The organism is Pseudomonas sp. SGAir0191, from assembly GCF_002812565.2.
GTDB lineage: Bacteria > Pseudomonadota > Gammaproteobacteria > Pseudomonadales > Pseudomonadaceae > Aquipseudomonas > Aquipseudomonas parafulva_B.
In genome coordinates this window covers 385,009-409,861 of the sequence record NZ_CP025035.2, presented here as the reverse complement: position 1 = coordinate 409,861, position 24,853 = coordinate 385,009, and the positions used below count along the sequence as shown (strand labels likewise).

The following is a 24,853-nucleotide window of genomic DNA, read 5'->3' as shown; positions in this document are numbered from 1 at the left end:
CAGCCCCAGACCGTCACTCCACGGCAGAGTCGGGGAACTGGTCCTGCACGTACTTGATCTCGGTACGCCCGTGCGGTGCAGGCAGGCCGTCCTCGCCCAGGTTCACGAAGACCATGCGTTCGACGGTCAGGATGCTCTTGCGCGTGATCTTGTTGCGCACTTCGCAGCGCAGCGTGATCGAGGTGCGGCCGAACTCGGTGGCCGTGATGCCCAGCTCGATGATGTCGCCTTTGCGCGAGGCACTGACGAAGTTGATTTCCGACATGTACTTGGTCACCACGCGCTGGTTGCCCAGCTGCACGATGGCATAGATGGCCGCTTCCTCGTCGATCCAGCGCAGCAGGCTGCCACCGAACAGCGTGCCGTTGGGGTTGAGGTCTTCGGGTTTAACCCACTTGCGGGTATGGAAGTTCATCGGGACTCCTGAGCATCCTGGCTTGCGTAAAACGATGATGGCAGAGCGGCCAGCGTCACTCCACCCAACATCGACTATCGTCTCGATTAATCGACAGAAAACCTTGGGGATGGTGCCGCACCCGGCTATAATCGTGGCCGTTTTACATGGCCGTCCACAGCGGCGCCATGCCCGCCACCTGTCCGAGGGGCGCTGCAGCAGGCTCGACCTGTCAGGCTCGGATGGGGCGTTGTCCGCTCCCGCGGACGCTCAACGCACAACGGCGCCCATTCGCACACTACGAATGGAGGCTCTGATGAGCGCTGCAAACATGCCTGCTGGTTTTACCGATTTCAAAGTTGCCGACATCTCCCTGGCCGCCTGGGGCCGTCGCGAAACCATCATCGCCGAATCGGAAATGCCTGCGCTGATGGGCCTGCGCCGCAAGTACCAGGCCGAGCAACCGCTCAAGGGTGCCAAGATCCTGGGCTGCATCCACATGACCATCCAGACTGCCGTGCTGATCGAAACCCTGGTCGCCCTGGGTGCCGAAGTGCGCTGGTCGTCGTGCAACATCTTCTCCACCCAGGACCAGGCCGCCGCCTCCATCGCAGCCGCCGGTATCCCGGTCTTCGCCTGGAAGGGTGAAACCGAGCAGGAATACGAATGGTGCCTGGAACAGACCATCCTCAAGGACGGCCAGCCCTGGGATGCCAACATGGTCCTGGATGACGGTGGCGACCTGACCGAGCTGCTGCACAAGAAGTACCCACAGGTGCTCGAGCGCGTCCACGGCGTGACCGAAGAAACCACCACCGGCGTGCACCGCCTGCTGGACATGCTGGCCAAGGGCGAGCTGAAGGTTCCGGCCATCAACGTCAACGACTCGGTCACCAAGAGCAAGAACGACAACAAGTACGGCTGCCGTCACAGCCTGAACGATGCCATCAAGCGCGGTACCGACCACCTGCTGTCGGGCAAGCAGGCCCTGGTGATCGGCTACGGTGACGTGGGCAAGGGCTCGGCTCAGTCGCTGCGTCAGGAAGGCATGATCGTCAAGGTCACCGAAGTCGACCCCATCTGCGCGATGCAGGCCTGCATGGACGGTTTCGAAGTGGTATCGCCCTTCCTCGATGGCCTGAACGATGGCACCGAGGCCAGTGTCGACAAGGCGCTGCTGGGCAAGATCGACCTGATCGTCACCACCACCGGTAACGTCAACGTCTGCGACGCCAACATGCTCAAGGCCCTGAAAAAACGTGCCGTGGTCTGCAACATCGGCCACTTCGACAACGAAATCGACACCGCTTTCATGCGCAAGAACTGGGCATGGGAAGAGGTCAAGCCGCAGGTGCACAAGATTCACCGCACTGGCGCTGGCAGCTTCGATCCTCAGAACGACGACTACCTGATCCTGCTGGCCGAAGGCCGCCTGGTCAACCTGGGCAATGCCACTGGCCACCCAAGCCGCATCATGGACGGCTCCTTCGCCAACCAGGTCCTGGCACAGATCTTCCTGTTCGAGCAGAAGTACGCCGACCTGTCGGCCGAGAAGAAAGCCGAGCGCCTGACGGTCGAAGTACTGCCCAAGAAGCTCGACGAAGAAGTGGCCCTGGAAATGGTCCGCGGTTTTGGCGGCGTGGTTACCCAGCTGACCAAGCAGCAGGCCGACTACATCGGCGTAACCGTTGAAGGCCCGTTCAAGCCAGACGCTTACCGTTACTGATTGGCACACTTCAAGCGCCAGGCAGTGTCAGACCGTGGCATTGCCGCTTGAAGTACACGCCTGAAAAAAACGTGAACGATGCCAGGCCAGGTCGGCCATCACCGACCTGGCTTCTACTTGCAGCTTGCAGCTTTGGGCTTGCTGTTAGAGGAACGAGTGATGTCACAGGAACGCCGCTACAGTTTCGAGTTCTTCCCGACCAAAACCGACGCAGGTCATGAAAAGCTGATGGGCGTGGCGCGCCAGTTGGCGGCCTGCAACCCTGATTTCTTCTCTTGCACCTATGGCGCCGGGGGTTCCACCCGCGACCGCACGCTCAACACCGTGTTGCAGCTGGAGAGCCAGGTGCAGGTGCCGGCTGCGCCCCACCTCTCGTGCGTGGGCGATACCAAGGCCGAGTTGCGCGCGCTGCTGGCCGAGTACAAGCAAGTCGGCATCAAGCGCATCGTCGCACTGCGCGGTGACCTGCCTTCGGGCATGGGCATGGCCAGTGGCGAGCTGCGTTATGCCAGCGACCTGGTCGAGTTCATCCGTCAGGAAACGGGTGACCACTTCCACCTCGAAGTCGCCGCCTACCCCGAGATGCACCCGCAGGCACGCAACTTCGAAGCCGACCTGGCCAATTTCGCGCACAAGGTCAAGGCCGGTGCCGACAGTGCCATTACCCAGTACTTCTTCAACGCCGACAGCTACTTCTACTTCGTCGAGCGGGCCCAGAAGCTGGGCGTGGACATTCCAGTGGTGCCCGGCATCATGCCGATCACCAACTACAGCAAGCTGGCGCGTTTTTCCGACGCCTGCGGCGCCGAAATCCCACGCTGGATTCGCAAACAGCTCGAAGCCTATGCGGACGATACGGCCAGCATCCAGGCCTTCGGGGAAGAAGTCATCACCCGCATGTGCGAGGAGCTGCTGCAAGGCGGCGCACCGAGCCTGCACTTCTACACCTTGAACCAGGCAGAACCGAGCATGGCGATCTGGAACAACCTCCAACCCTCTCGTTGAAGCCTGATGGACCCTGTGCTGGTTTCCGACCGGCGCCTGGTTCACTTACACGTGTCGCAGGCCCCGCCTGCGACGCCCTGCTCCGCCCAATCCGGCACTGGTCTTGACCTGGCCGAGCGCGTAATCTCCGGGCATGCCAATCTCCGCCCGTCTGATCTGGATCCTGCTGCTCTTTTGCCTCAGCCCGTTCGCGCTGGGCGAGCGCTTGCGCCTGGTAAGCGATGACTGGGCACCCTATGTCTACGAGCAAAACGGTCAGCCGCGAGGTATCGACTACGAGGTCACGACCGAGGTGCTGCGTCGCCTGGGGTACGAGGTCCAATGGCAATTCATGCCCTTCAAACGTTGCCTGGCGATGATCGAGCAAGGGCAGGCCGACGGCATCATGGATGTCTTCCAGGTCGAGTCCCGCCATCCTTATTTGCTGTATGTCCCAGAACCCATGTCCACGGCCGAGTTGATCCTGTTCCAGACCAAGGCACGCCGGCATGAGGTGTCGGGCCTGGATGACCTGACCGGCCTGACCGTCGGCACCTCGCCAGGCTACAACTACAGTGCGGCTTTCAATGAGGCTGAGTTCTTCAAGCGCGAAGCGGCGCCGACCCATGAAGCGAACTTCGGCAAGCTGGCGCTGGGGCGCATAGACCTTGCAATCACCGACCGCAGGGTCGGCCTGCATGTCATCCGGCTCATGGGCCTGGAGCATCAGATCGAGGCCTTGCCGCTTGTCGTCAGTCGTCAGCCCCAATACCTGGGCCTGGCCCGCAAGCCCGGGCGCGAGGCACTGGCCCAGGCCTTTGCCGAGGAACTGCGACGCTTCAAGCAGGAACCGGCCTATGCGGCCATCATGGACCATTACACACACGACCCTGAGACCGTTGCGAACGCCGTTGAGCAGCAGGAAAGCAGCACAGCGCGCTAGCTCTGTTATACTCGGGCCTTCCCGCCCGGCTCACGCCCGGACGCTCGGCCTCGCAACAGGCATCCCGATCGGCATCGACGCACTCAGGCGTCAGCCCTCCGTTTCCCGGATGTGCAGTGAACGCCCAGCTGGACCGGACGCGATCGCATCTTGCCGATGCCCGTCGCGCCAGGCAGAACATCCCTACGGGCCCAGCCCACACGAGAACAGGATTGCCCATGTCCTTTGCTTCCCTCGGTCTCTCCGAGGCTCTTGTCCGCGCCATTGAAGCCGCGGGCTATACCCAGCCGACCCCCGTGCAACAGCGGGCAATTCCCGCCGTGTTGCAAGGCCGCGACCTGATGGTCGCCGCACAAACCGGTACCGGTAAGACCGGCGGCTTCGCCCTGCCGATTCTCGAACGTCTGTTCCCGGCCGGTCATCCTGACAAATCCCAGCGCCATGGCCCACGCCAGCCACGCGTCCTGGTACTGACCCCGACCCGCGAACTCGCGGCCCAGGTGCACGACAGCTTCAAGCTGTACGCCCGCGACCTGCCGCTGGTCAGTGCGTGCGTCTTCGGCGGCGTCGGCATGAACCCGCAGGTGCAGGCCATCGCCAAGGGCGTCGACGTCCTGGTTGCCTGCCCTGGCCGCCTGCTCGATCTGGCCGGTCAAGGCAAGGTCGACCTGGCCCATGTAGAAATTCTGGTCCTGGATGAAGCTGACCGCATGCTCGACATGGGCTTCATCCACGACGTCAAGAAAGTGCTGGCCCGCCTGCCGGCCAAACGCCAGAACCTGCTGTTCTCGGCCACGTTCTCCAAAGACATCACCGACCTTGCCGACAAGCTCCTGCACAACCCGGAGCGCATCGAGGTCACCCCGCCCAACACCACCGTCGAGCGCATCGAGCAGCGTGTCTACCGCCTGCCGGCCAGCCACAAGCGTGCTCTGCTGGCGCACCTGATCACCCTGGGTGCGTGGGAACAGGTGCTGGTCTTCACCCGCACCAAGCACGGCGCCAACCGCCTGGCTGAGTACCTGGAAAAGCACGGCCTGACTGCCGCCGCCATCCACGGCAACAAGAGCCAGAACGCGCGCACCAAGGCCCTGGCTGATTTCAAGGCCAACAACATTCGCGTTCTGGTCGCCACCGACATCGCCGCTCGCGGGCTGGACATCGACCAACTGCCCCACGTCGTCAACTTCGAGCTGCCCAACGTCGAAGAAGACTACGTGCACCGCATTGGCCGTACTGGCCGCGCCGGTCGCTCGGGCGAGGCCATCTCCCTGGTGGCACCTGACGAGGAAAAACTGCTCAAGAGCATCGAGCGCGTGACCCGTCAGAAAATCGCGGACGGCGACCTGATGGGCTTCGATGCCAGCCAGGTCGAGGCCGAGAAGCCCGAAGTACGCGAACGCCAGCAAACCAATGGCCGCGGCGGTCGTGGTCAGCAGGCCCGTGGCGAGGGTGGCAAAGACGCCAACGGTGGCCGCAAGGACAAGGGCAAGGACAAGGGCAAGACCCGCCAGCAGGCTGCGGACAAACCCGCTGACAAGGAAAAGGCCGGCGACAGGCAGCAACAGCCGCGCAAGCCACGTGACAAAAAGCCTCGTCAGCAGCAGGCCAGTAACGCTACCCCTCCGGTCATGCAGCCCAACCGCGACCCGGAAGAGTTTCTGGATGACGATGTGGACAACTTCGGTAACCGTGCCGACTACGTAAGCCCCTACCAGAATGGCAAGGGCCAGGGCCGCAACCGTCGCCCAGCCGGTAATGGCGGTCAACCGCAAGGGGGTACGCCGCGTACCAATGCCGGTGGTCAAGGCCGCAACAACGGTCAACCCCGTACTGGCGGTGGCGAAAAACGCCCGCCTCGCGGCAATAATGGCGGCGCTGCCCGCCGTGACGGCGGCGCACGTGGTGGTCGTCCACCGCGTGACGCCGCTGCCCGCCAGGAACCGGCCGTGGGTAACACGCGCCAGCCACAGCATCAGCCTGTGATCATCCGCAAGGAATCCAAGCTGGACCGTTATCCGACTCCCGAGCAACTGGACGATCTGCCAAGCCGTCCGCGGGGCGAACGCCCAGCACTGCTGACCCGCAAGGGGTCGTAAACGAAAACGGGGCCGCTAGCGGCCCCGTTTTTCATTGGGCTGGCGTTTATTACTTCTGCTTCACGCCCTCGACGCTGATGTCCAGATCCAGCGTCTGCGAGGTTGGGCCTGGGCCTTTGATGCCGAAGTCGTTCAGGTTCAAGGTGGTGGTGGCGTTGAAGCCAGCGCGCTCACCGCCCCACGGGTCCTTGCCCTCACCATTGAAGGTAGCCTTGAACGTCACCGGCTTGGTCACGCCGTGCAGGGTCAGGTCACCGGTCACGTCAGCGGTCTTGTCACCCGTGGACTTGACGCTGGTGGATACGAACTTGGCATCCGGGTACTTCTTCACGTCCAGGAAGTCGGCGCTGGCAATGTGCTTGTCACGCTCGGCGTGGTTCGACCACAGGCTGGCGGTTTTCAGATCGACGCTGATCTTGCTGGCTTCAGGCTTGGCACTGTCCCAAGTGAAGTTACCGTCGAAGTCCTTGAACGTACCGTGAATGAAGCTGTAGCCCAGGTGGCTGATCTTCCAGTCCACGAAAGCGTGCTGGCCTTCCTTGTCGATCTTGTACTCGGCTGCCATGGCCTGGCCAGCGGAGAACAGAGCAGTACCGAGCGCCAGAGCGGCAAAAGTCTTTTTCAACATCGTTACTTCCTTCCTTTGCGATTGAGGTTGAGCGTCAAGCTTTGCGGCCCAGCATGCGCATGAGGGTCGCGTCACGGTCGATGAAATGGTGCTTGAGTGCGGCCAGGGCGTGCAACACCGCAAAAACCACCACACCCCACGCCAGCCACAGGTGAATGACACCAGCCAGGTCCGCCTGGTCTGGCAGATTGCTGACCAGGGCGGGCACCTCGAACAGGCCAAACACCGGAATACCTACGCCGTCGGCGGTGGATATCAGGTAACCGGCGATCATTACGGCGAACAATCCCAGGTACAGCGCCAGATGCCCCAGCTTGGCCCCCAAGCGGGTGAGCGGGCCATAACTGGCCAGTGCCGGCGGTGGGGGGCTCACAAAGCGCCACAGCACGCGCAACAACATCACCGCCAGCAGCACCAGACCGATGCTTTTATGCAGGTCCGGGCCGGCCTTGCGCCATGGGTCATAGTAGTCGAGCCCGACCATCCACAACCCGAGGCCGAAAAGGCTGAAGACGGTCAGCGCCACGCCCCAGTGCATGAAGATGCTGACAGCGCCGTAGCGTGAAGATGAATTGCGCACTTGCATGTTGGCGTTCTTCCCCGTGAAAGCTATGCAAAGACTAGCGTCAAACGTATCGAATAAAAGCGGAAAAAATTGCTTTGGATTATCGACAAATCCGATAGCAAGTTTCGCTACGGGCTATTAAGGAAACGTTAACGCCGATAACGGGCAGCGAGTGCTTCGATCAACGTGCATGACGCAGGGCTCAGTCAAGTGGCTGAGCCCTTCTGACAGGTCTGCCGCGCAGTGCCCGACAGACCTGCAGTATCAGCTCGCCTTGGCCTGGCTATCGGTTGCAGGCTTTTTGGCTGGCGCCGGCTTGGTAGCAGCTTTCTTGCTGTCGGCAGGCTTGTGCGCTGGCTTGTGCACCGGTTTGGCCGCTGGCTTGTGGGCTGGCGCCTGCTTGACCGGGGCAGCCTTGGTGGTTGCCGCCTTGGTGGGCGCTGCCTCGACGACGGGCGCCGGGCTGGCCGGTGCCTGTGCCGGGGCTTGCGCCGCCGGTTGCGCTGCGGGTGGCGCCACAGGGGCTACTTCAGCTGCCTTGGCCGCCGGTTGAGGCGCTGGCGCCGGCGTTTCCTTGGCACCGAACAGGCGAGCGAAGAAGCCTGGCTTTTTCTGGCCCGTCGCATCGGCCGATTGGGTCTCAGGCTTGGCCGGCGCTTGGTCGACTGCCTTGTCCTTGTCGGACGCGCCGCCGCCGAACAGGTTGGTGAAGAAATTGCCCTTGCTCTTGGCCGCTGCCACGCCTGCAGCGGCGGTCGCTGCCGCTGGCACGGCCTTTACCGGGTCGAACGACTTGCCGGCCAGCAGGTCCTGCACTTGGCCGGCAGCCCGTTGACCGCTGCGCAGAGCGCCTTCAAGCGTGCCTGGGTACAAGGCATCGGTGTGCTCACCGGCAAAGGCGATGCGTTGTACCGGGCGCTCCCAAAGGCGCCAGTACTTGCTGATCTGGCCAGGTCCATAGGCCAGGTAGGCACCCCCAGTGCCGGCATCGGCGCTGTAGCGCTTGACTTCATAACCGGTGAAAGCGCCACGGGCCTGAGGGTAGAAGGTATGCAGGCGAATGAGCACCTGGTCGACCATCTGCTTGTCACCAAAGGCCTGCAGCAAGCGGGCGTTGTCGCCGGAAAGGTTGATCACCACGTTGGCACCGCCCTTGAGGGCCGGTTCGATCCACAACATGCCAAGGCCCGTATTGCTGAAGATCTCACCCGACATGCGCGCCCGGCTTTCCCAGACCGGTTTCTTGAACTTGAGCATCACCTGGTCGCGCCAACCGTAGTTGGTGCCCTTGAGCGCCGCCACATGCTGGTTATCCAGGCCAGGCGTCATCTGGATCTTGGCCAGTGCACGCAGGGGCACGGCCATCACCACGTAATCGGCGCGGTAACCCACGCTGCCGACTTTCACGGTAACGCCGTCCTTGTCCTGAACGATTGCACTCACCGGCGAGCCGGTCTTGATGGTCTTCAGTTGCTTGACGAACGCCTGCGCCAGCACCGGGCTGCCGCCGGGCAGCCGCGCTGCACGCAGGTCACGGTCGCTCACGTCACGGTAGACGCGGTTCTGCTGGGCGAAATACAGCAGCGACAGGCGCGACGGCTCGTCGTAGCGGCTGCGGATCTGCTGGTTGACCAACTGACGGGCCGTGGCAGGTAACTGCAACTTGTCCAGCCAGGAGGACACGTTGATCTGGTCCAGGGCGAACAGGGTGCTGGTCGCCTGGGGGTTGAGCGGATCGTCGATCGAACGGGCCAGATCGTCCAGGGTTTTCTCGTAGCGTTTGAGGGCTTCGGCCGTGGCCGGCTGCTTGAGGGCCAGGTCTGCGGCACTGAAGTACTCGCCATCGATCAGGTACCCAGGGGTGCGCACGAATTCGGGCGCCGGCAGCGTGTCGAGCTTGAAGCGATCAACGTACTGGTTGAGAACCGGCTGCGCCTTGGTATTGCCGATCCATTCGCTGGTGGCCAGGCCCGAGCGGCCGCCCATGCCTGCCTTGGCTTCGAGCAGGGTCACCTGCCAGCCCTTGTTCTGCAGCTCATAGGCTGCGGTCAGGCCCGCCATGCCGCCGCCCACGACGATTGCCGTGGGCGTCTTGTCACTCGCCAGCGCGGCACCGCTGGAAACACCAATCAATACCAACGCGCACAGGCGCACCCAAGCAGCAGCCATGTTGGCGAACTCCGAGTCAAAGGTTGCAGAAAACAGAGAGAGGCGGGAGGCCCCGAGAGAGGCGGTAGAATACGTCACCGCTGCCAGGGCTGCCAGCGTAGTGACATCAAGTGGTCTGGCTAAATGACATTTTCTGGCGGGTTGTTCTCACCCGTGCCATTGCTTAGGCTTACGCCCCCACGCCGCCAAGCCAGGAGAAGTGCTCATGGGCCTCAATGATCAGTGGATGCAGCGCGACCTCAAGGTCCTCTGGCACCCCTGCACCCAGATGAAAGACCACGAGCAACTACCGCTGATACCGATCAAGCGCGGTGAAGGGGTGTGGCTCGAGGATTTCGAGGGCCGGCGCTACCTGGATGCCGTGAGCAGCTGGTGGGTAAACGTGTTCGGCCATTCCAACCCGCGTATCAATGAGCGCATCAAGGAGCAGGTCGACCAGCTTGAGCACGTGATTCTGGCAGGCTTCAGCCACCAGCCTGTCATCGAGCTGTCCGAACGCCTGGTGGCCATGACGCCGGCCGGGCTCGACCGGGTGTTCTACGCCGACAATGGCTCGTCCTGCATCGAAGTGGCGCTGAAGATGAGCTTTCACTACTGGCAGAACGTCGGCAAGCCGGACAAGAAGCGGTTCGTCACCCTGACCAACAGCTATCACGGTGAAACCATCGCCGCCATGTCCGTCGGTGACGTCCCGTTGTTCACCGAAACCTACAAGGCGTTGCTGCTCGACACCTTGAAAGTCCCGAGCCCCGATTGCTACCTGCGCCCGGAGGGCGTCAGCTGGGAGGCGCATTCACGCACCCTGTTCCAGGTCATGGAGCAGACCTTGGCCGAGCATCATGCCTCGATCAGCGCGGTCATCATCGAGCCGTTGATCCAGGGCGCCGGCGGCATGCGCATGTACCATCCGGTCTATCTCAAGCTCTTGCGCGAAGCCTGCGATCGCTACGACGTGCACCTGATCCATGACGAGATCGCGGTTGGCTTCGGTCGCACGGGCACCATGTTCGCCTGCGAGCAGGCAGGTATTCGCCCGGACTTCCTGTGCCTGTCCAAGGCCCTGACCGGGGGGTATCTGCCCCTGGCTGCCTGCCTGACCACCGACAAGGTGTACCAGGCGTTCTATGACGACTACCGCACGTTGCGCGCGTTCTTGCATTCGCACAGCTACACCGGCAACCCGCTGGCGTGCGCGGCCGCCTTGGCCACCCTCGACATCTTCGAGCAAGACAACGTGATCGAGGCCAACAAGGCGCTGGCTACGCGCATGGCCAGCGCCACTGCGCATCTGGCCGACCATGCCCACGTGGCCGAGATACGCCAGACCGGCATGGTCCTGGCCATCGAAATGGTCCAGGACAAGGCCGGCAAGGTGCCCTACCCCTGGCAGGCGCGACGCGGCCTTAAAGTGTTCGAGCATGCCCTGACCCGTGGCGCGCTGCTGCGCCCGCTGGGCAGTGTGGTGTATTTCCTGCCACCGTATATCATCACGCCCGAACAGATCGACTTCCTGGCCGAAGTGGCCAGCGAAGGCATCGACATCGCCACCCGCGACAGCACCCGCGTGACGGTGCCCAGCACCTTCCGCCCGGACTTTCGCGATCCGGGCTGATAGCGAGTTGAAGGCCATGCCTGCAACCGCGCCGGAACCTGCGCTGCATGCGTCATGCCGGCGCGGGCCTTTCGGTCGTCCTTACCTTTTCAGAGCTTACCCATGAGACTGTCCCGCTTCTTCATCGACGCCCCCCTGAGCCTTGGCGAACACGACCTGCCCGAGGCACAGGCCCACTACATCGGCCGCGTATTGCGCATGGCGGCGGGTGACCCCGTGCAGCTGTTCGACGGCAGCGGCCAGGAATACCGTGGGCAGTTGCTGGAGGTGGGCAAGAAAGCCGTGCGCGTGAGTCTGGACCAGGCATTCGCTGGCCAAGCCGACTCACCGCTGCAGGTGCACCTGGGCCAAGGGCTGTCGCGGGGCGAGCGTATGGACTGGGCCATCCAGAAAGCCACCGAGCTGGGCGCCAATGAGATCACCCCGATCGTCAGCGAGCGGTGCGAGGTGCGCCTGAAGGACGAGCGCGCCGACAAGCGCCTGGCCCACTGGCGGCAAGTGGCGATCAGCGCCTGCGAACAGTGTGGCCGCTCCAGCCTGCCGCTCATCCACCCGCCCATCACCCTGGCTGAGTGGCTGGCCGCCACCCAGGCGCAGCTCAAGCTGGTGTTGCACCCGGTAGCCGAACCGCTGGTCAGCCATGCCAAACCGGCAAGCCTGGCGTTCCTGATTGGCCCGGAAGGCGGCTTGAGCGAACCCGAGGTCGAGCAGGCCAAGGCAGCGGGCTTTCATGCGGCGCGCCTGGGCCCGCGGGTATTGCGCACCGAAACCGCCCCCGTGGTGGCCCTTTCAGTGGCGCAACAGCTCTGGGGCGATTTCTAAGCGTTCCCAGGCGAACGGGCGGTGCTCACAGTGATCAACGCACGTAGTGCGACACCGCCACGAAATGCATCAGGCTGCCGGCAATCACAAACAAGTGCCAGATGCCATGCCAGTGACGAAAACGCCGGTCGAATGCGAAAAAGATGATGCCCACGGTGTAGAACACGCCCCCTGCGGCCAGCCAGGCAAAACCGGCGGTACCCAGCGCCTGCAGCAGCGGGTTGACCGCGACCAGCACGATCCAGCCCATCACGGCGTAGATCACGATGGACAAGACCCGTGCTTCGGAGCGCGGCTTGATTTCCTGCAGCATGCCCAGTACTGCCAGCCCCCAGACGATGCCGAACAGGCTCCAGCCCCAAGGCCCGCGCAGGCTGATCAGGCAGAAGGGCGTGTAGCTGCCGGCGATCAGCAAATAGATAGAGAGGTGATCGAGCTTGCGCATGATCACCTTCGCCCGTCCGCGCGTGCTGTGATACAGCGTCGAAATGCTGTACAGCAGCAACAGCGTGCCGCCGTAGATGGAGAAACTGACGATCTTCCAGGGGTCCCCCTGCAAGGCGGCCCCGATGATCAGCCAGAGGGCACCGAGGCCTGCCAGCAACGCACCCACCAAGTGGGTCCAGGCATTGAAGCGTTCACCGTAATACATGCCCTTAAAGACCTTTCGAAACCCATCTAGTTTCAGCCACGACAATCGACGCACGGCGACCGTACGCTCTAACCCGACGCTTGCAGCCTGCCGCTGCGTTGCGCGTCCCTGACCAGGCGCTCGAGCCCGACCAGGTCAGGTACGCGCGCCACCTGCTCCCCTACCTGGACAGCGGCCAACTCAAGGGGTGCCAATGCCACGTCGACGTAGTTGAGCTGGCTGTCGAGCTTGCACGAGCGCGGTATGCCTTGCAGCAGCAAGGCCAGGTAACGCAAGCCCGTGTCGCCCAATGCGTTGAGCACCACCACGCGGGCCCGTTCGCCACAGGGCGTATGGCTGTCGCAGGCCGCTTCGAAACCGATCAGGGGCAAGCGCTGCTGGCGCCAGTCGACCCAGCCCAGGTGCCAGGGCAGGTCACCGCGCTGGCACGCCACATTGCGCAGCCCACTGAGTTCGGCCACGGCCACATTGGGCAGCACCAACGTACGGTCGCCCAAGGGCAGCAACAGCCCGGTGAGGCTGCTGCGCTGCCCGGCTATCAGTTCAAGCATGGGACTGGCTCCACTGGAGGATGCTGTGCAGCAATACCGACTCCTGATAAGGCTTGCCGAGGTATTCGTTGACCCCGATGGCCATGGCTCGGTCGCGGTGCTTCTGCCCCGTACGCGAGGTGATCATGATGATGGGCAGGTCCTTGAGGCGGGCGTCCTGGCGAATGCGGGTCGCCACTTCGAAGCCGTCCATGCGCGGCATTTCGATATCCAGCAGCAACACATCGGGCCGGTGCCCTTCCAGCACCGCCATGGCATCGACCCCGTCCTTGGCGGTGATCACGCTCATGCCATGGCGCTCCAACAGCCGGCTGGTGACCTTGCGCACCGTGACCGAGTCATCCACCACCATCACCAGCAAGGTGCGATCCGGGGTTGCTGCCGGCAGCAACCCACGTGGCGTGCCTCCAGGCAAACGAGCAAGCCGCCGTTGCTGGCCGCGCAACTGCCCTAAAAGGTCCAGAATCAGCACCACTCGCCCATCCCCCAGCAACGTTGCACCCGACAGGCCGGCAACGGCCGCGAACTGCGGGCCCAGGCTTTTGACCACGATCTCCCGGCTGGGCGACAAGCTGTCGACCTGGATGGCGAACGACTGCTCCTGCGAATGCACCAGCAGCAAGGGCAATGGCACGCTCTGGCCCAGCAGCGTGGGACGCGGGGCGCCCTGCACCAGCTCGCCCAGGTAGCGCAGCTGGTACTGATGGCCTGCGTAGGCGTAGCGCGGCGGCTCCTGCTCGTAGCAGGCCGCCAGTTCAGCGGGCGGTACCCGCACGATGCCTTCGATGGTGTTGAGCGGGATCGCGTACTGCTCATCGCCCAGGTGCACCATCAGTGCGCGGTTGATCGACACCGTGAACGGCAGGCGAATCTGGAAACGCGCCCCCTTGCCCTGGGCCGACTCGATGGTCATCGAGCCGCCCAACTGCTTGACCTCTTCGTGGACCACGTCCATGCCCAGGCCCCGCCCTGAAATCTGCGTGATCTTTTCGGCCGTGGAAAAGCCCGGCCTGAGGATGAACTGAAGTATCTCGTGGTCGCTCAGCTGCGCCTGCGGGTCCAGCAGGCCGCGCTTGATGGCCTTGAGCCGGACAGCGTGTAGCGGCACGCCGGCGCCATCGTCGGTCATCTCGATGACGATGTCCGCCCCCTCGTGCAGCAGGTTCAGGTGGATCGTGCCCTGCTCGGGCTTGCCTGCGGCCAATCGGGCTTCGCGGCTTTCCAGGCCATGGTCGACGGCATTGCGCAACATGTGTTCAAGGGGCGCCACCATGCGTTCGAGCACACTGCGGTCGAGCTCCCCCTCGGCGTTGCCCACCACCAGCTCGACCTGCTTGCCCAGCTCGCTCGCCACCTGCCGCACCACGCGCTGCAAGCGCGGCACCAGGCGTTCGAAGGGCACCATCAACGTTGCCGTCAGGCCTTCCTGCAGTTGGCTGTTGACCCGCGCCTGCTGCTGGAGCAGGCCGTAGGCTTCCTGGGCGCGCTGGGCCATGGTCTCCTTCAGGTCCAGCAGGTCCGAGGCCGACTCGAACAGGGCCCGCGACAACTGCTGCAACTGCGAGTGGCGGTCCATTTCCAGTGGGTCGAAATCTTCATAGACATCGCCTTCGAGCTGCTGGCGGCTGGAGATCCGGCCCTGGGTTTCGATATCCAGGCGTAGCAGCTGGTCACGCATGCGCTCGAGCGTGGTTTCCATTTCGTTGAGCGTGAACTGGGCGTCGTTGACCTGCTGCTCAATGCGTCCACGGATGATCGAATGCTCACCGGCCAGGTTGCCCAGGTCGTCCAGCAATTCGGCATCGACCTTGACCATATCCCCCGGTACGCGCTCAGGGGTTACTGCTGGACCTTCGCTGGCGGCAGTTTCGACCGGGCTGGTGCCGGCCGCGCTGTCGGTCAGCCCGGCGCTGCTGAAGTTGCGGATGTAATCGATCAGCGCCGTGGCAGCGTGCAGCGGTTGCCCCAGGCGCACGGCATCAAGCATGTGCGCCAGGCGGTCGTGGCAGTTCTGCAACAGCGAGAACAGGGCCCCGCTCGGTGGTAGGCGCCCTGCCGCGAGCAACTCATACAAAAATTCCAGCTCATGGGCCAGGTCACCGATGGGGCCGATTTCGACCATGCGTGCCACCCCTTTGAGGGTGTGCAGGTCGCGCATCAGGTTGTCCACCTCCACCGTGCTGCGTGGGTCGGCCTGCCATCTCGCCAGGGCCGCCGCAGCGCTCTCGACGATGTCCGAACTTTCTTCGAGAAAGACCTCCATCAGCTCTTCCCCGGCGCTTTCCGGAGCCTGGGACGGCTGTACTGGCGCCGGGTCGAGGGCTACGTCAGGGGTCGGTGTGTCGATCAGCTGCACGTCCATGTCCGGGTGCAGCGGTGTGACACTGTCGAGGCCCACGCGCCCGGTGGCATCCGGAGCCAGCCCTTGCCCTTGCAGGTCGCGCAGACGGGTCACCAACGCCGTACGCGGGGCGACGTCCTGGCCAGCAGCCAGCTCGTCGAGCATGTCCAGCAGCGCTTCGTGGGCGTGCTGGGCACGGGTGAAGAACTGCCCATCGGCAGGCAGACTGCCCTCCTCCACAGCACCGTACAGGTCCAGCAAGGCTTCGCACACCTCATCGACCTGCCACAGATCGGCCGAGTGGGCGGCATGGGCAAGCTCGGTCATGTCATCGAGCAGCGTGTCCAATGCCCCCCGTTGGGCCGGGTGCCGCTGCCAGTCGGCCAGCAACGTCTCGGCATCCAGCAGACGGTCCATGGCCTGTGACAGGAACGTTGCGACCTGTTGCGGGTCGCGGGCGTTGCCGGTCGAGGCATGCGCATCGCCACCCAGGGCGGCAATACGCGTATCCAGGGCCAACTCAACCTGCTCGATCAGCTGGGCCGCGCCGGGCAAGGGGGCGAACGGGGTGGTGGATAACTGCTCCAGGCCCTGCCCGAACATCGAGGCGGCGGACGTGAGCCAGCGCAGCTCCGTTTCGTCGAGCAGCAGGTCGTGCGCCTTGTACTCACGCACCAGCCGATCGAATACGGTGGCAAGTTCGGCCATGGGCAAGACCCCGGCCATGGCCGCACTGCCCTTGAGGGTGTGCAAGGCCCGCTGCAGGGCGTCGTCCACAGGGACGCCGTGCTGGGCATGTGCCAGGAACGTATCGAGGCTGGCCAGGTGGCCTTGCGCCTCGGAACGGAAGATGTCCAGCAACTGCGGGTCGAGCCCCTGCGCGTTGGCCGCGGCTGGCAAATCGCGCTCGGCAAGGGCATGCAGGCGGCCCACCAATTGCTGTACTGCGCTCACGTGCGGCAGGTGCCCTGCGGCGAAGTCGGCGAGCACCTCGGGCAGTTGCGCGAACGCTTGCTCAAGCGCTAACTGCCCGTCTGCGCCAAGCACGTTGCGGCCGGCAAGCACGCGGTTGAGCAGGTGCTCGGCGGCCCAAGCCAGCTCTGCCAACGCCTGGGCATGCACCAGGCGGGCTGCGCCCTTGAGCGTATGCAACGCCCGGTGCACGTCGATCAGTGCGTCCTGCTGCTGGTGGTCGGCACGCCAGTTCAGCCAGTGCCGCTCAATGTCCTGAAGCAGTGTTTGGGCTTCTTCGATGAATACGCCATGCAACTCGTCCTGAAGGCCGTCCTCGTCTTCCAGGTTGGCATGCTCTTCAGCGGTAGAACAGTGGACGCCCAACGCGCCCAGGCGCTCGCGGGCCATGACGATGAAGCGCTGGGCGTCGGCCAGCGGGTCGGCCACGCGCCATTGCAGGTAGCATTCGCCAGCGCTCAAGGCTTCGGCCAGCAGCGTCAGCTCCTCGGAGGAGGGGTCGGCCTGCGCCTGTTGTACCCAGCCCTGGACAAACGCCGTGCAGCGCGCGAACACCTCGGCAGCTGCCGGCAGCATCAGCATGGCCAAGGCGCCGCGCACCTGCTGGAGCAAACCTGGCAAGGCCTGCAGGTGTTGACGGGGCCAACCCGACTCCAGGCAATCGCCCAACAGGTCCTTGGCTTGCTGCAACACGTTCAGCGACTCTCGCAGCACGACCAGGCGAATCTCGGCGACATCGGCGCCCGGCAGGCCTGCCTCTCCCCCTTCTTCGAGCGGCCCGACCATGCCGTTGAGCGTGGCCTCCACATACAGCAATGCCCCCGCCACATCCATCAACACCGCGTCATCCACGGCCCGATCGCCCTGGGCCAGCCCTTGCAGCGTCATCACTTGATCGATGATGACCCGACGCGGCTGCTGGAAACCCAGCACAGCCAGGGTATCGGCCACGTGCCGCAGGGGAGCGAGCAACACTTCGAGCTGTTCATTGTGCTGCCGGTCGCTGCGCACGAACTGGTCCAGGCGGTCCTTGATGCGCATGAGGTCGTCACACAATGCCGCCACCACCGACCTTAGCGCGTCGCGGCCCTCCCCGGCCTGCAACTGCTCGCGCCAGTTGCCCAGCGACACGTCAAGGTTCGCCAGGTCCTCGGCACCTGCCAGACGCTGGCCTGCACTGCCGAGCAGGCGGCCATGAACCACCGGTTCCGCGCCTCGGCAAGCACGCAGCTGGTTGAGTAGCGGCAACATCACCAGTGGCAGGTCATGGCGAGCGCCGCGCAGACGTTCAAGGTACGAAGGCAACAGCTCCAGGCCCCTGAACAGCGCGCCCAGGCAGTCGCCTCGCGGGGTGACCTTACCGCTGGCCAGGTCGGTCACGAGCATTTCCAGCTCCTGGGCAAGGCGCGTGGCCCCAGGCAACTCCAGCATCACCAGGCAACCGTGTACCTGGTGCAGGTTGTCCGCCACGAAGGTGAGTAGCGACAGGTCTTCAGGCTCGCCGGCAAAGCGTTCCAGCGCCTGGCGCCCCTGCCCCAGGCAATCGAGCAGGGCAGCCTTGGTCCAGGCCAAGCCCACGGTATCGTGGCGGGCAGGGCCAGCAATGGAGCCGGGCATGGGCGTGGACATGGGCATTTCTCAATGGGGCTCGGCAGGTGCCGGCAGGGTGAACCCGGAAACCGAGCGACGCATCTCGCTGGCCATGCGCGCCAGGTGACGAATACTGTCGGCGGTGGCGCCGGAACCTGCGGACGTCTGGGCGGTGATCTGCTGGATGACGGCCATGGTGTGTGAGATCTGCCCCGCCGAGGAGGTTTGCAGCTGGGCCGCATCGGAAATGCTGTGGATAAGGTCGGCAAGGTTCTGCGAAACGCCTTCGATCTCGGCCAGCGCCACGCCGGCGTCCTGGGCCAGCCTGGCGCCTCGCACGACTTCGGCCGTGGTCTGTTCCATGGAGATGACCGCTTCGTTGGTGTCGGCCTGAATGGTCCGCACAAGGGCTTCGATCTGCCGTGTAGCGGAGGACGAGCGCTCGGCCAGACGCTGGACCTCGTCCGCGACCACGGCGAACCCGCGCCCTGCCTCACCCGCCAGGGAGGCCTGGATAGCGGCGTTCAAGGCCAGGATGTTGGTCTGGTCGGCGATGTCGTCGATCAGGCTGACGATATCGCCAATTTCCTGGGACGATTCGCCCAGGCGCTTGATGCGCTTGGCGGTGTCCTGGATCTGCTCGCGAATGTTGTTCATGCCGTCGATGGTGTTGTGCACCACCTCATTGCCCTTGTTGGCAATGGCCACGGACCGCTCGGCGACCTTGGCCGATTCGTAGGCATGGGCCGAAACACGGTCGATCGACTCGACCATGTCCCCGACTGCCTCGGAGGCTTCGCTGATCTGCTCGGCCTGCTGCTCGGATGCCTTGGCCAATTGGCGGGCCGTGTTCTGCGTGTCCTGCACCGCCGAGGCGACCTGCACCGCACTGTGGTTGATGGTGGCGACCAGGTCGCGCAGTTGGTCGACGGAGTAGTTGATGGAGTCGGCGATGGCGCCGGTGAAGTCTTCGGTCACCGAGACGGTCACCGTCAGGTCGCCATCTGCCAACTCTTCGATTTCATCGAGCAGGCGCATGATCGCCTGCTGGTTGCGTTCGTTCTTTTCGGCGGTCTCACGCAACTGACGGTTGGTGGTGCGCACCATGACCAGGCCGATGAGGATGATCGAGGCCAGTGCCAACAAGCCCAGTGCATACCCCCCAACGGTATCGAGCGTGCGCCCGCTGGCCAGGTTCTCGAAGCCGTTGGCCAGGTGCGAGGCTTCCTCGAGCAAGGTCTGCGACAGGCTGAAAATGCTGCCGGCCGCCTCCCGCACCCGGAACAGCTCCGGCGAGGTCTCGAGAATTTCATCGACCGAGCCGGCCACGAACTGGAACAGCTCGGCGATTTCCGCCAGCCGCGCCCTGGCATCGGCGTCTTCGACACGGGTCACGCCAATGGCAGCATCGCCCTTGAGCATGCCCTCGAGCACCTGGCCGAAGCGGCCAGCATCGCGGCCGAAGGCATCGGCGGCCTGCGCCGCCGCCGCATCGCCGGCCAGTACGGTGTTGACCGACCCCAGGATACGTTCGGCCAGCAGCAGCTGGCGCTGTGCCACAGCGACCTGGCTGGCCGGGGCGCCACTTTGCAGCAGGATTTCGACCACCTTTTCGTATTCGACCTGCAATTGCGGGACGGTTTCGGCCAGGGTTGCCGCCACCTGGTGCAAGGACAGCACGGTCTGTTCGCTGGCCAGGATGGTGTCGGTGCTCTTGCGCAGGCTCTCCCAGTCATCGCGCACCGCTTCCATCTCTTCGCGCACCGAGGCTGGCGCCGCGGGCAGCCCGGTGGCCTTGTCGCCTTCGCGCAGGTAGCCCCAGCGACGCTCGAAGTCGTTGCGTGCATCGGACAGCAGCCTGAAGGCTACGCCCTTGCCGGCAGCCGCTTCAGTGGCGTTCTTGGCGATGCGCTGGGACAACACGCGCAGCTCGCCGGCATGGCCGATGTATTGCTTGTCGTAGTTGGACTGGGTGTTGAGGTAGGCGAAATTGGCGAACAGCAGAATGATCGAGAGGATCAGGATCAGGAACAGCACGGTGATCTGCGCAATGCTGCGGGTGCGGGGGCTCACGGTAGTGGCGGTGACGGGGGGAGCAGGCTGGTTCACGTTTGCAAGGTCCTATAACGCCACATCGAGAAAGCCCGGTGCCTGGGCCAGGGCAAAGGGGCTGAAAATCGCCCAGTAGTCGTGGTCGCGTTCAAAGCGCCCCTGAACGAAGGGCCCGGCAGCATCGGTCACCGGCAGCGCAGGTTGCAGGCTGTCGATTGCAAAGTGCTGCAGGCCTACCACTTCGTCCACCAGCAGGCCAACGAAAAGCGCCTCGTGATCGAGCACCAGGACGCGCCGCTGCTTGCCCGGCACAGCACTGCCCAGGCCGAGGAAGCGGCCCAGGTCCATCACGGGCAGCAACCGGCCACGCAGATTGGCCACCCCGCATACCCAGGGTTGCACCCCAGGTACTCGACTACTGCGGGGCTCACGCAGCACTTCGGCCACCTCGCCCATGGGCGCGACAAACCATTGCCCGGCTACACGAAAACCGATGCCGCTCCACTGCTGCAACCTGTCACCCGAAGCCGGTTGGTCGGCTACCAGCAGGCGGCAGCGCCGATCGATATCCAGCAACAGTTCGAAGGCGGTCAGCGACGCTCCCTGCGGGCGTGTGGTCAAGCCCCCAGCACCTCTTGGAGCTTATGCACCAGCGCGTCTTCTTCCACAGGTTTGGTCAGGAAGTCACGTGCGCCCTGGCGCGTCGCCCAGATGCGGTCGGTTTCCTGATCCTTGGTGGTCACCATGATGACCGGAATGCCCTTGGTCTCCGGGTCCTTGCTGAGCTGGCGAGTGGCCTGGAAGCCGTTCATGCCTGGCATCACGATATCCATGAGCACTGCATCGGGCTTCTCCTGCCGGGCAAGGGCTACGCCATCGGCGCCGTTGTTGGCCTTGAGTACCTCGTGCCCGTACTTTTCCAGCCATTGAGTCAATCGATACATCTCTGTCGGCGAGTCGTCGACAATCAGAACGCGGGCCATACGGGTTCCCCATCAGGATTTGAAAGACCGTGCCATGGCAGGGCGCGGTCAGGGTGCTGTTTGTTGAGCAGTGGCGAATCCAGGCACATGGGCCTGTATCGCCTCGATCAGTTCTTCCTTGGTAAACGGTTTGGTCAGAAACTGATCAGAACCGACCACACGCCCGCGGGCCTTGTCGAACAAACCGTCGCGCGAGGACAACAGAATCACCGGGACATCCTTGAAGGTACTGTTCTGCTTGATCACCGCGCACGTCTGGTAGCCGTCCAGACGCGGCATCAAGACGTCGACGAAGATCACGGCCGGGTTGTGATCGACGATCTTGGCCAGGGCATCGAAGCCATCGCTGGCAGTGATGACCTCGCAGCCCACCTCACCGAGCAGCATCTGCGCCGTGCGGCGAATGGTGCGTGAATCGTCGATCACCATCACTTTCAGGGGTTGTTCCATAGACGCCTACCCGGAGGAATTGAGCTGCACGTTGCAAGCGCCACGCTACAAGAAAGCCCAATGGGCCAATGGCCGCTTTTCGCTTGAGGCGTGCAGCCGAAGGCTTGAAGCTGCATTTTTAGCACAGTCCGGGTAGCCATTCCATCTGCCGCGCCCCTTGACCGGCGGCGTTAGCGGCGCCACCCTGAGCCACTTTTCTTTCGATCCATCGCGGCCACGCCGCCAAGAGGAACCACCCCATGAGCGTTCGCCTCGGCATTGTCATGGACCCTATCGCGTCCATCTCCTACAAGAAGGACAGTTCGCTGGCCATGCTGCTGGCTGCCCAGGCACGCGGCTGGAGCCTGTTCTACATGGAGCAGCGCGACCTGTATCAAGGTCAAGGCAAGGCACGTGCGCGCATGCGCCCGTTGACGGTGTACGCAGACCCGGCCCGCTGGTACGAGCTGGGCGAGGAGCAGGACAGCGCCCTGGCCGAGCTGGACGTGATCCTGATGCGCAAGGACCCACCCTTCGACCTGGAATTCGTCTACAGCACCTACCTGCTCGAACAAGCCGAAAGCGAAGGCGTGCTGGTGGTCAACCGCCCCCAGAGCCTGCGTGACTGCAACGAAAAGCTGTTCGCCACTCTGTTCCCGCAATGTACGCCACCCACCCTGGTCAGCCGTCGCCCGGACATCATCCGCGCGTTTGCCGCCGAGCATGGCGATGTGATCCTCAAGCCCCTGGATGGCATGGGCGGCACGTCGATCTTCCGTCACCGGGCGGGCGACCCGAACCTGTCGGTGATCCTCGAAACCCTGACCCTGCTGGGTACTCAGCAGATCATGGCCCAGGCCTACCTGCCGGCGATCAAGGACGGCGACAAGCGTATCCTGATGATCGAAGGCGAGCCGATCGACTACTGCCTGGCCCGTATTCCGGCCAGCGGCGAAACCCGTGGCAACCTGGCCGCCGGCGGTCGTGGCGAGGCACGCCCCCTGAGCGAGCGCGACCGCTGGATCGCGGCGCAGGTAGGCCCGACATTGCGCGAGAAGGGCCTGCTGTTTGTCGGCCTGGACGTGATTGGCGACTACCTCACCGAAATCAACGTGACCAGCCCCACCTGCATCCGCGAAATCGACGCCGCCTACGGTACCGACATCGGCGGCCAGCTGATGGATGCCATTGATCGCCAGCTCAAGGCGCGTTGACCACGGACATTCGGTAACGGACTGGCGTGGGGTATCATGCTCACCCGCAAGCGACAGGCTGCAAGACCGGTACGCCCGCCCCGTGCCCTCTGCTGCCTGTTGCGTGCCGTTTGTAGCTCGACGATGCCCCTGGATACCTGATGACGCTGCCCGCTGACATCCCCGCCGACCTGTTGCCGCCCCGCGTTCGCCCGGTGGACAGGCTGGGCTTCACGCTGTTTCTGGCGGCGCTGGTGCACCTGGCGTTGATCCTCGGGGTGGGCTTTACCGTGGTCAAGCCGGCGCAGATCAGCCGCACCATGGACATCACCCTGGCCACGTTCAAAAGCGAAAAGCCGCCGGAAAAGGCCGACTTCCAGGCGCAAGACAACCAGCAAGGCAGCGGCACCCTGGACAAGAAGGCCGTGCCCAAGACCACCGAGCTTGCGCCTTTCCAGGACACCAAGATCAACAAGATCACCCCGCCACCTGCCGCCAGGCCCGAGGTACCGCCGCCCCCGCAGAAGTCGGCGGTCGCGACCAAGGCTCCGAAGGCGCAGAAGGTCGAGCCCAAGCCCCGGGAAAGCAAGCCCCAGCCCAAGCCGAGCACGCCCGTGCGCGAGTTCGACAGCTCGCAGCTGTCCAGCCAGATCGCCAGCCTTGAGGCAGAGCTTGCCAATGAGCAGCAGCAATATGCCAAGCGCCCGCGTATCCATCGCCTGAATGCGGCCTCGACCATGCGCGACAAGGGCGCCTGGTACAAAGAGGAATGGCGCAAGAAAGTCGAACGCGTGGGCAACCTGAATTATCCGGACGAGGCACGCCGGCAGCAGATCTACGGCAACCTGCGCATGATGGTCTCGATCAACCGCGACGGGTCACTCTACGAAGTGCTGGTGCTTGAATCGTCCGGCCAGCCCGTGCTGGACCAGGCTGCCCAGCGCATCGTGCGCCTGGCCGCACCGTTCGCGCCGTTCACCGGTGATCTGGCCGAGTACGACCGGCTGGAAATCATCCGTACCTGGCGCTTCGCCAGGGGTGATCGGTTGTCCAGCAACTGAGCCGGCACGCTTGCAGCGGTGGCCGGGTGGCGCCACACTATCCCCCATGAAGAACCTCACGCCGAGCTACCTCAAGCACCAGTTCCTGATCGCCATGCCGCACATGGCCGACCCGAACTTCGCCCAGACCCTCACGTACATCGTCGAGCACAATGCTCATGGCGCGATGGGGCTTGTGGTGAACAAGCCGCAGGAACTGAACCTGGCCGACATCCTCGAGCAACTGCGCCCGGACGAAACCCCGCCGGCCAGCACGCTGCAGGTGCCTATCTACCAAGGCGGCCCGGTGCAGACCGACCGCGGCTTCGTGCTGCATACCAGCGAGTGCAGCTACCAGGCCACGGTGGAACTGCAGGGCCTCTCGCTTTCCACGTCCCAGGACGTGCTGTTCGCCATCGCCGAGGGCGTGGGCCCGGAAAAGAGCCTGATCACCTTGGGTTATGCCGGCTGGGAAGCGGGCCAGCTCGAGGCCGAGCTGGCCGATAACGCCTGGCTCAACTGCGCGTTCGACCCGGATATCCTGTTTGCCATGACCAGCGAGCTGCGCCTGGAAGCGGCGGCTGCGAGCCTTGGCATCAACCTGCATCTGCTGACCAGCCAGGCGGGCCACGCCTGATGGCCGACGCGCTTGCCGCACCCCGGCTGCTGCTGGGTTTCGACTATGGCACCAAGCAGATCGGCGTGGCCGTCGGCCAGGCGGTCACCGGCCAGGCCCGTGAACTCTGTACGTTGCGCGCCCAGAATGGCGTGCCGGACTGGGCCCAGGTCGAGCGCCTGATCGCTGAATGGAAGCCTGACGCCATCGTCGTCGGCCTGCCGCTGAACATGGACGGCACCCCCAGCGAAATGAGCGCCCGGGCCGAAAAATTCGCCCGCCGCCTCAATGGGCGCTTCAACCTGCCGGTGCATACCCATGACGAACGCCTGACCACGTTCGAGGCCAAGGGCGAGCGCATGGCCCGTGGCGGCCAGCGCGGCACGTACCGGGACAACCCGGTCGACGCCATCGCCGCCGCCCTGCTGCTGCAAGGCTGGCTGGAGGCCAATACCTGATCATCTTCGCGACCGGATGCATCCGGCGCACCCT

General features: G+C 63.9%; 21 protein-coding genes and 1 riboswitch. Of the genes, 10 read left to right on the top strand and 11 right to left on the bottom strand.

Annotated elements, in window-relative coordinates; translation table 11 throughout:
* Positions 1 to 13 precede the first annotated feature (13 nt).
* The gene (locus CWR53_RS01770) at positions 14 to 415 is read right to left on the bottom strand and encodes an acyl-CoA thioesterase (protein WP_023533000.1); all 402 of its coding nucleotides are present in this window, start codon (positions 413 to 415) and stop codon (positions 14 to 16) included.
* A 178-nt stretch (positions 416 to 593) separates the two neighbouring features.
* Positions 594 to 690: riboswitch (S-adenosyl-L-homocysteine riboswitch) on the top strand.
* A gap of 20 nt (positions 691 to 710) precedes the next feature.
* On the opposite strand from CWR53_RS01770, the gene ahcY reads away from it, so the two are divergent.
* The 4 genes from ahcY to CWR53_RS01750 all read left to right on the top strand — a co-directional run bounded on the left by ahcY (position 711) and on the right by CWR53_RS01750 (position 6,146).
* On the top strand, positions 711 to 2,120 hold the full coding sequence (gene ahcY, locus CWR53_RS01765) for an adenosylhomocysteinase (protein ID WP_027914022.1): 1,410 nt from the start codon (positions 711 to 713) through the stop codon (positions 2,118 to 2,120).
* Positions 2,121 to 2,279: 159 nt separating this feature from the next.
* On the top strand, positions 2,280 to 3,125 hold the full coding sequence (gene metF, locus CWR53_RS01760) for a methylenetetrahydrofolate reductase [NAD(P)H] (RefSeq protein ID WP_027914023.1): 846 nt from the start codon (positions 2,280 to 2,282) through the stop codon (positions 3,123 to 3,125).
* A gap of 133 nt (positions 3,126 to 3,258) precedes the next feature.
* Complete coding sequence (locus CWR53_RS01755) at positions 3,259 to 4,047, top strand: ABC transporter substrate-binding protein (protein WP_100850655.1); 789 nt, start codon at positions 3,259 to 3,261, stop codon at positions 4,045 to 4,047.
* A gap of 218 nt (positions 4,048 to 4,265) precedes the next feature.
* Complete coding sequence (locus CWR53_RS01750) at positions 4,266 to 6,146, top strand: DEAD/DEAH box helicase (protein WP_100850654.1); 1,881 nt, start codon at positions 4,266 to 4,268, stop codon at positions 6,144 to 6,146.
* A 49-nt stretch (positions 6,147 to 6,195) separates the two neighbouring features.
* On the opposite strand, the gene CWR53_RS01745 is transcribed toward CWR53_RS01750, so the two are convergent.
* The 3 genes from CWR53_RS01745 to CWR53_RS01735 form a co-directional block, all read right to left on the bottom strand.
* Complete coding sequence (locus CWR53_RS01745) at positions 6,196 to 6,774, bottom strand: YceI family protein (RefSeq protein WP_058604050.1); 579 nt, start codon at positions 6,772 to 6,774, stop codon at positions 6,196 to 6,198.
* 34 nt (positions 6,775 to 6,808) lie between these two features.
* Complete coding sequence (locus tag CWR53_RS01740; RefSeq protein ID WP_100850653.1) at positions 6,809 to 7,360, bottom strand: cytochrome b; 552 nt, start codon at positions 7,358 to 7,360, stop codon at positions 6,809 to 6,811.
* Between the two features lie 243 nt (positions 7,361 to 7,603).
* On the bottom strand, positions 7,604 to 9,508 hold the full coding sequence (locus tag CWR53_RS01735; RefSeq protein WP_058604052.1) for a flavin monoamine oxidase family protein: 1,905 nt from the start codon (positions 9,506 to 9,508) through the stop codon (positions 7,604 to 7,606).
* A gap of 205 nt (positions 9,509 to 9,713) precedes the next feature.
* Between CWR53_RS01735 and CWR53_RS01730 the strand changes: the two genes are divergently transcribed.
* Positions 9,714 to 11,120, top strand: a complete 1,407-nt coding sequence (locus tag CWR53_RS01730) for an adenosylmethionine--8-amino-7-oxononanoate transaminase (protein ID WP_100850652.1) — start codon at positions 9,714 to 9,716, stop codon at positions 11,118 to 11,120.
* Between the two features lie 102 nt (positions 11,121 to 11,222).
* A complete protein-coding gene (locus CWR53_RS01725; RefSeq protein ID WP_100850651.1) occupies positions 11,223 to 11,942 on the top strand; it encodes a 16S rRNA (uracil(1498)-N(3))-methyltransferase in 720 nt (239 codons plus the stop codon).
* Between the two features lie 34 nt (positions 11,943 to 11,976).
* Here the strand turns inward: CWR53_RS01725 and CWR53_RS01720 are convergent, their stop codons facing one another.
* The 7 genes from CWR53_RS01720 to CWR53_RS01690 all read right to left on the bottom strand — a co-directional run bounded on the left by CWR53_RS01720 (position 11,977) and on the right by CWR53_RS01690 (position 21,533).
* Positions 11,977 to 12,594, bottom strand: a complete 618-nt coding sequence (locus CWR53_RS01720; protein WP_058604055.1) for a hemolysin III family protein — start codon at positions 12,592 to 12,594, stop codon at positions 11,977 to 11,979.
* 68 nt (positions 12,595 to 12,662) lie between these two features.
* A complete protein-coding gene (locus CWR53_RS01715) occupies positions 12,663 to 13,145 on the bottom strand; it encodes a chemotaxis protein CheW (RefSeq protein ID WP_058604056.1) in 483 nt (160 codons plus the stop codon).
* Positions 13,138 to 18,087 (bottom strand): Hpt domain-containing protein, encoded by a 4,950-nt coding sequence (locus tag CWR53_RS01710; RefSeq protein ID WP_258313189.1) that lies wholly within the window; start codon positions 18,085 to 18,087, stop codon positions 13,138 to 13,140. Before CWR53_RS01710 ends, CWR53_RS01715 begins: the two co-directional genes overlap by 8 nt.
* 9 nt (positions 18,088 to 18,096) lie before the next feature.
* Entirely contained in the window at positions 18,097 to 20,121 is a 2,025-nt protein-coding gene (locus CWR53_RS01705) for a methyl-accepting chemotaxis protein (protein WP_241493095.1), read from the bottom strand.
* Positions 20,122 to 20,169: 48 nt separating this feature from the next.
* Positions 20,170 to 20,721: a chemotaxis protein CheW gene (locus tag CWR53_RS01700; RefSeq protein WP_027914034.1), complete on the bottom strand. Its 552-nt coding sequence runs from the start codon at positions 20,719 to 20,721 to the stop codon at positions 20,170 to 20,172.
* Positions 20,718 to 21,083, bottom strand: coding sequence for a twitching motility response regulator PilH (pilH, locus tag CWR53_RS01695; RefSeq protein WP_058604059.1), 366 nt, complete (start codon positions 21,081 to 21,083; stop codon positions 20,718 to 20,720). Before pilH ends, CWR53_RS01700 begins: the two co-directional genes overlap by 4 nt.
* A 48-nt stretch (positions 21,084 to 21,131) precedes the next feature.
* Positions 21,132 to 21,533: a PleD family two-component system response regulator gene (locus CWR53_RS01690; RefSeq protein WP_058604060.1), complete on the bottom strand. Its 402-nt coding sequence runs from the start codon at positions 21,531 to 21,533 to the stop codon at positions 21,132 to 21,134.
* Between the two features lie 239 nt (positions 21,534 to 21,772).
* Here CWR53_RS01690 and gshB point away from each other — a divergent pair, with 239 nt between their 5' ends.
* The 4 genes from gshB to ruvX all read left to right on the top strand — a co-directional run bounded on the left by gshB (position 21,773) and on the right by ruvX (position 24,819).
* Positions 21,773 to 22,726, top strand: coding sequence for a glutathione synthase (gene gshB / locus CWR53_RS01685; protein WP_100850650.1), 954 nt, complete (start codon positions 21,773 to 21,775; stop codon positions 22,724 to 22,726).
* Positions 22,727 to 22,866: 140 nt separating this feature from the next.
* On the top strand, positions 22,867 to 23,766 hold the full coding sequence (locus CWR53_RS01680; protein WP_027914038.1) for an energy transducer TonB: 900 nt from the start codon (positions 22,867 to 22,869) through the stop codon (positions 23,764 to 23,766).
* A 46-nt stretch (positions 23,767 to 23,812) separates the two neighbouring features.
* Positions 23,813 to 24,382: a YqgE/AlgH family protein gene (locus tag CWR53_RS01675; RefSeq protein WP_023532990.1), complete on the top strand. Its 570-nt coding sequence runs from the start codon at positions 23,813 to 23,815 to the stop codon at positions 24,380 to 24,382.
* Positions 24,382 to 24,819 (top strand): Holliday junction resolvase RuvX, encoded by a 438-nt coding sequence (gene ruvX / locus CWR53_RS01670; protein ID WP_058604062.1) that lies wholly within the window; start codon positions 24,382 to 24,384, stop codon positions 24,817 to 24,819. Before CWR53_RS01675 ends, ruvX begins: the two co-directional genes overlap by 1 nt.
* The last annotated feature ends 34 nt before the right edge of the window (positions 24,820 to 24,853 follow it).

Excerpts from the sequence above, each read along its gene's own strand:
- CWR53_RS01745 (WP_058604050.1), bottom strand. The coding sequence starts at position 6,774 with ATGTTGAAAAAGACTTTTGCCGCTCTGGCGCTCGGTACTGCTCTGTTC.
- CWR53_RS01735 (WP_058604052.1), bottom strand. The coding sequence starts at position 9,508 with ATGGCTGCTGCTTGGGTGCGCCTGTGCGCGTTGGTATTGATTGGTGTT.
- CWR53_RS01750 (WP_100850654.1), top strand. The coding sequence starts at position 4,266 with ATGTCCTTTGCTTCCCTCGGTCTCTCCGAGGCTCTTGTCCGCGCCATT.
- pilH (WP_058604059.1), bottom strand. The coding sequence starts at position 21,083 with ATGGCCCGCGTTCTGATTGTCGACGACTCGCCGACAGAGATGTATCGA.
- gshB (WP_100850650.1), top strand. The coding sequence starts at position 21,773 with ATGAGCGTTCGCCTCGGCATTGTCATGGACCCTATCGCGTCCATCTCC.
- CWR53_RS01740 (WP_100850653.1), bottom strand. The coding sequence starts at position 7,360 with ATGCAAGTGCGCAATTCATCTTCACGCTACGGCGCTGTCAGCATCTTC.
- CWR53_RS01730 (WP_100850652.1), top strand. The coding sequence starts at position 9,714 with ATGGGCCTCAATGATCAGTGGATGCAGCGCGACCTCAAGGTCCTCTGG.
- metF (WP_027914023.1), top strand. The coding sequence starts at position 2,280 with ATGTCACAGGAACGCCGCTACAGTTTCGAGTTCTTCCCGACCAAAACC.
- CWR53_RS01710 (WP_258313189.1), bottom strand. The coding sequence starts at position 18,087 with ATGTCCACGCCCATGCCCGGCTCCATTGCTGGCCCTGCCCGCCACGAT.
- ruvX (WP_058604062.1), top strand. The coding sequence starts at position 24,382 with ATGGCCGACGCGCTTGCCGCACCCCGGCTGCTGCTGGGTTTCGACTAT.
- CWR53_RS01720 (WP_058604055.1), bottom strand. The coding sequence starts at position 12,594 with ATGTATTACGGTGAACGCTTCAATGCCTGGACCCACTTGGTGGGTGCG.
- CWR53_RS01675 (WP_023532990.1), top strand. The coding sequence starts at position 23,813 with ATGAAGAACCTCACGCCGAGCTACCTCAAGCACCAGTTCCTGATCGCC.
- CWR53_RS01680 (WP_027914038.1), top strand. The coding sequence starts at position 22,867 with ATGACGCTGCCCGCTGACATCCCCGCCGACCTGTTGCCGCCCCGCGTT.
- CWR53_RS01715 (WP_058604056.1), bottom strand. The coding sequence starts at position 13,145 with ATGCTTGAACTGATAGCCGGGCAGCGCAGCAGCCTCACCGGGCTGTTG.
- CWR53_RS01755 (WP_100850655.1), top strand. The coding sequence starts at position 3,259 with ATGCCAATCTCCGCCCGTCTGATCTGGATCCTGCTGCTCTTTTGCCTC.
- CWR53_RS01770 (WP_023533000.1), bottom strand. The coding sequence starts at position 415 with ATGAACTTCCATACCCGCAAGTGGGTTAAACCCGAAGACCTCAACCCC.
- ahcY (WP_027914022.1), top strand. The coding sequence starts at position 711 with ATGAGCGCTGCAAACATGCCTGCTGGTTTTACCGATTTCAAAGTTGCC.
- CWR53_RS01725 (WP_100850651.1), top strand. The coding sequence starts at position 11,223 with ATGAGACTGTCCCGCTTCTTCATCGACGCCCCCCTGAGCCTTGGCGAA.
- CWR53_RS01690 (WP_058604060.1), bottom strand. The coding sequence starts at position 21,533 with ATGGAACAACCCCTGAAAGTGATGGTGATCGACGATTCACGCACCATT.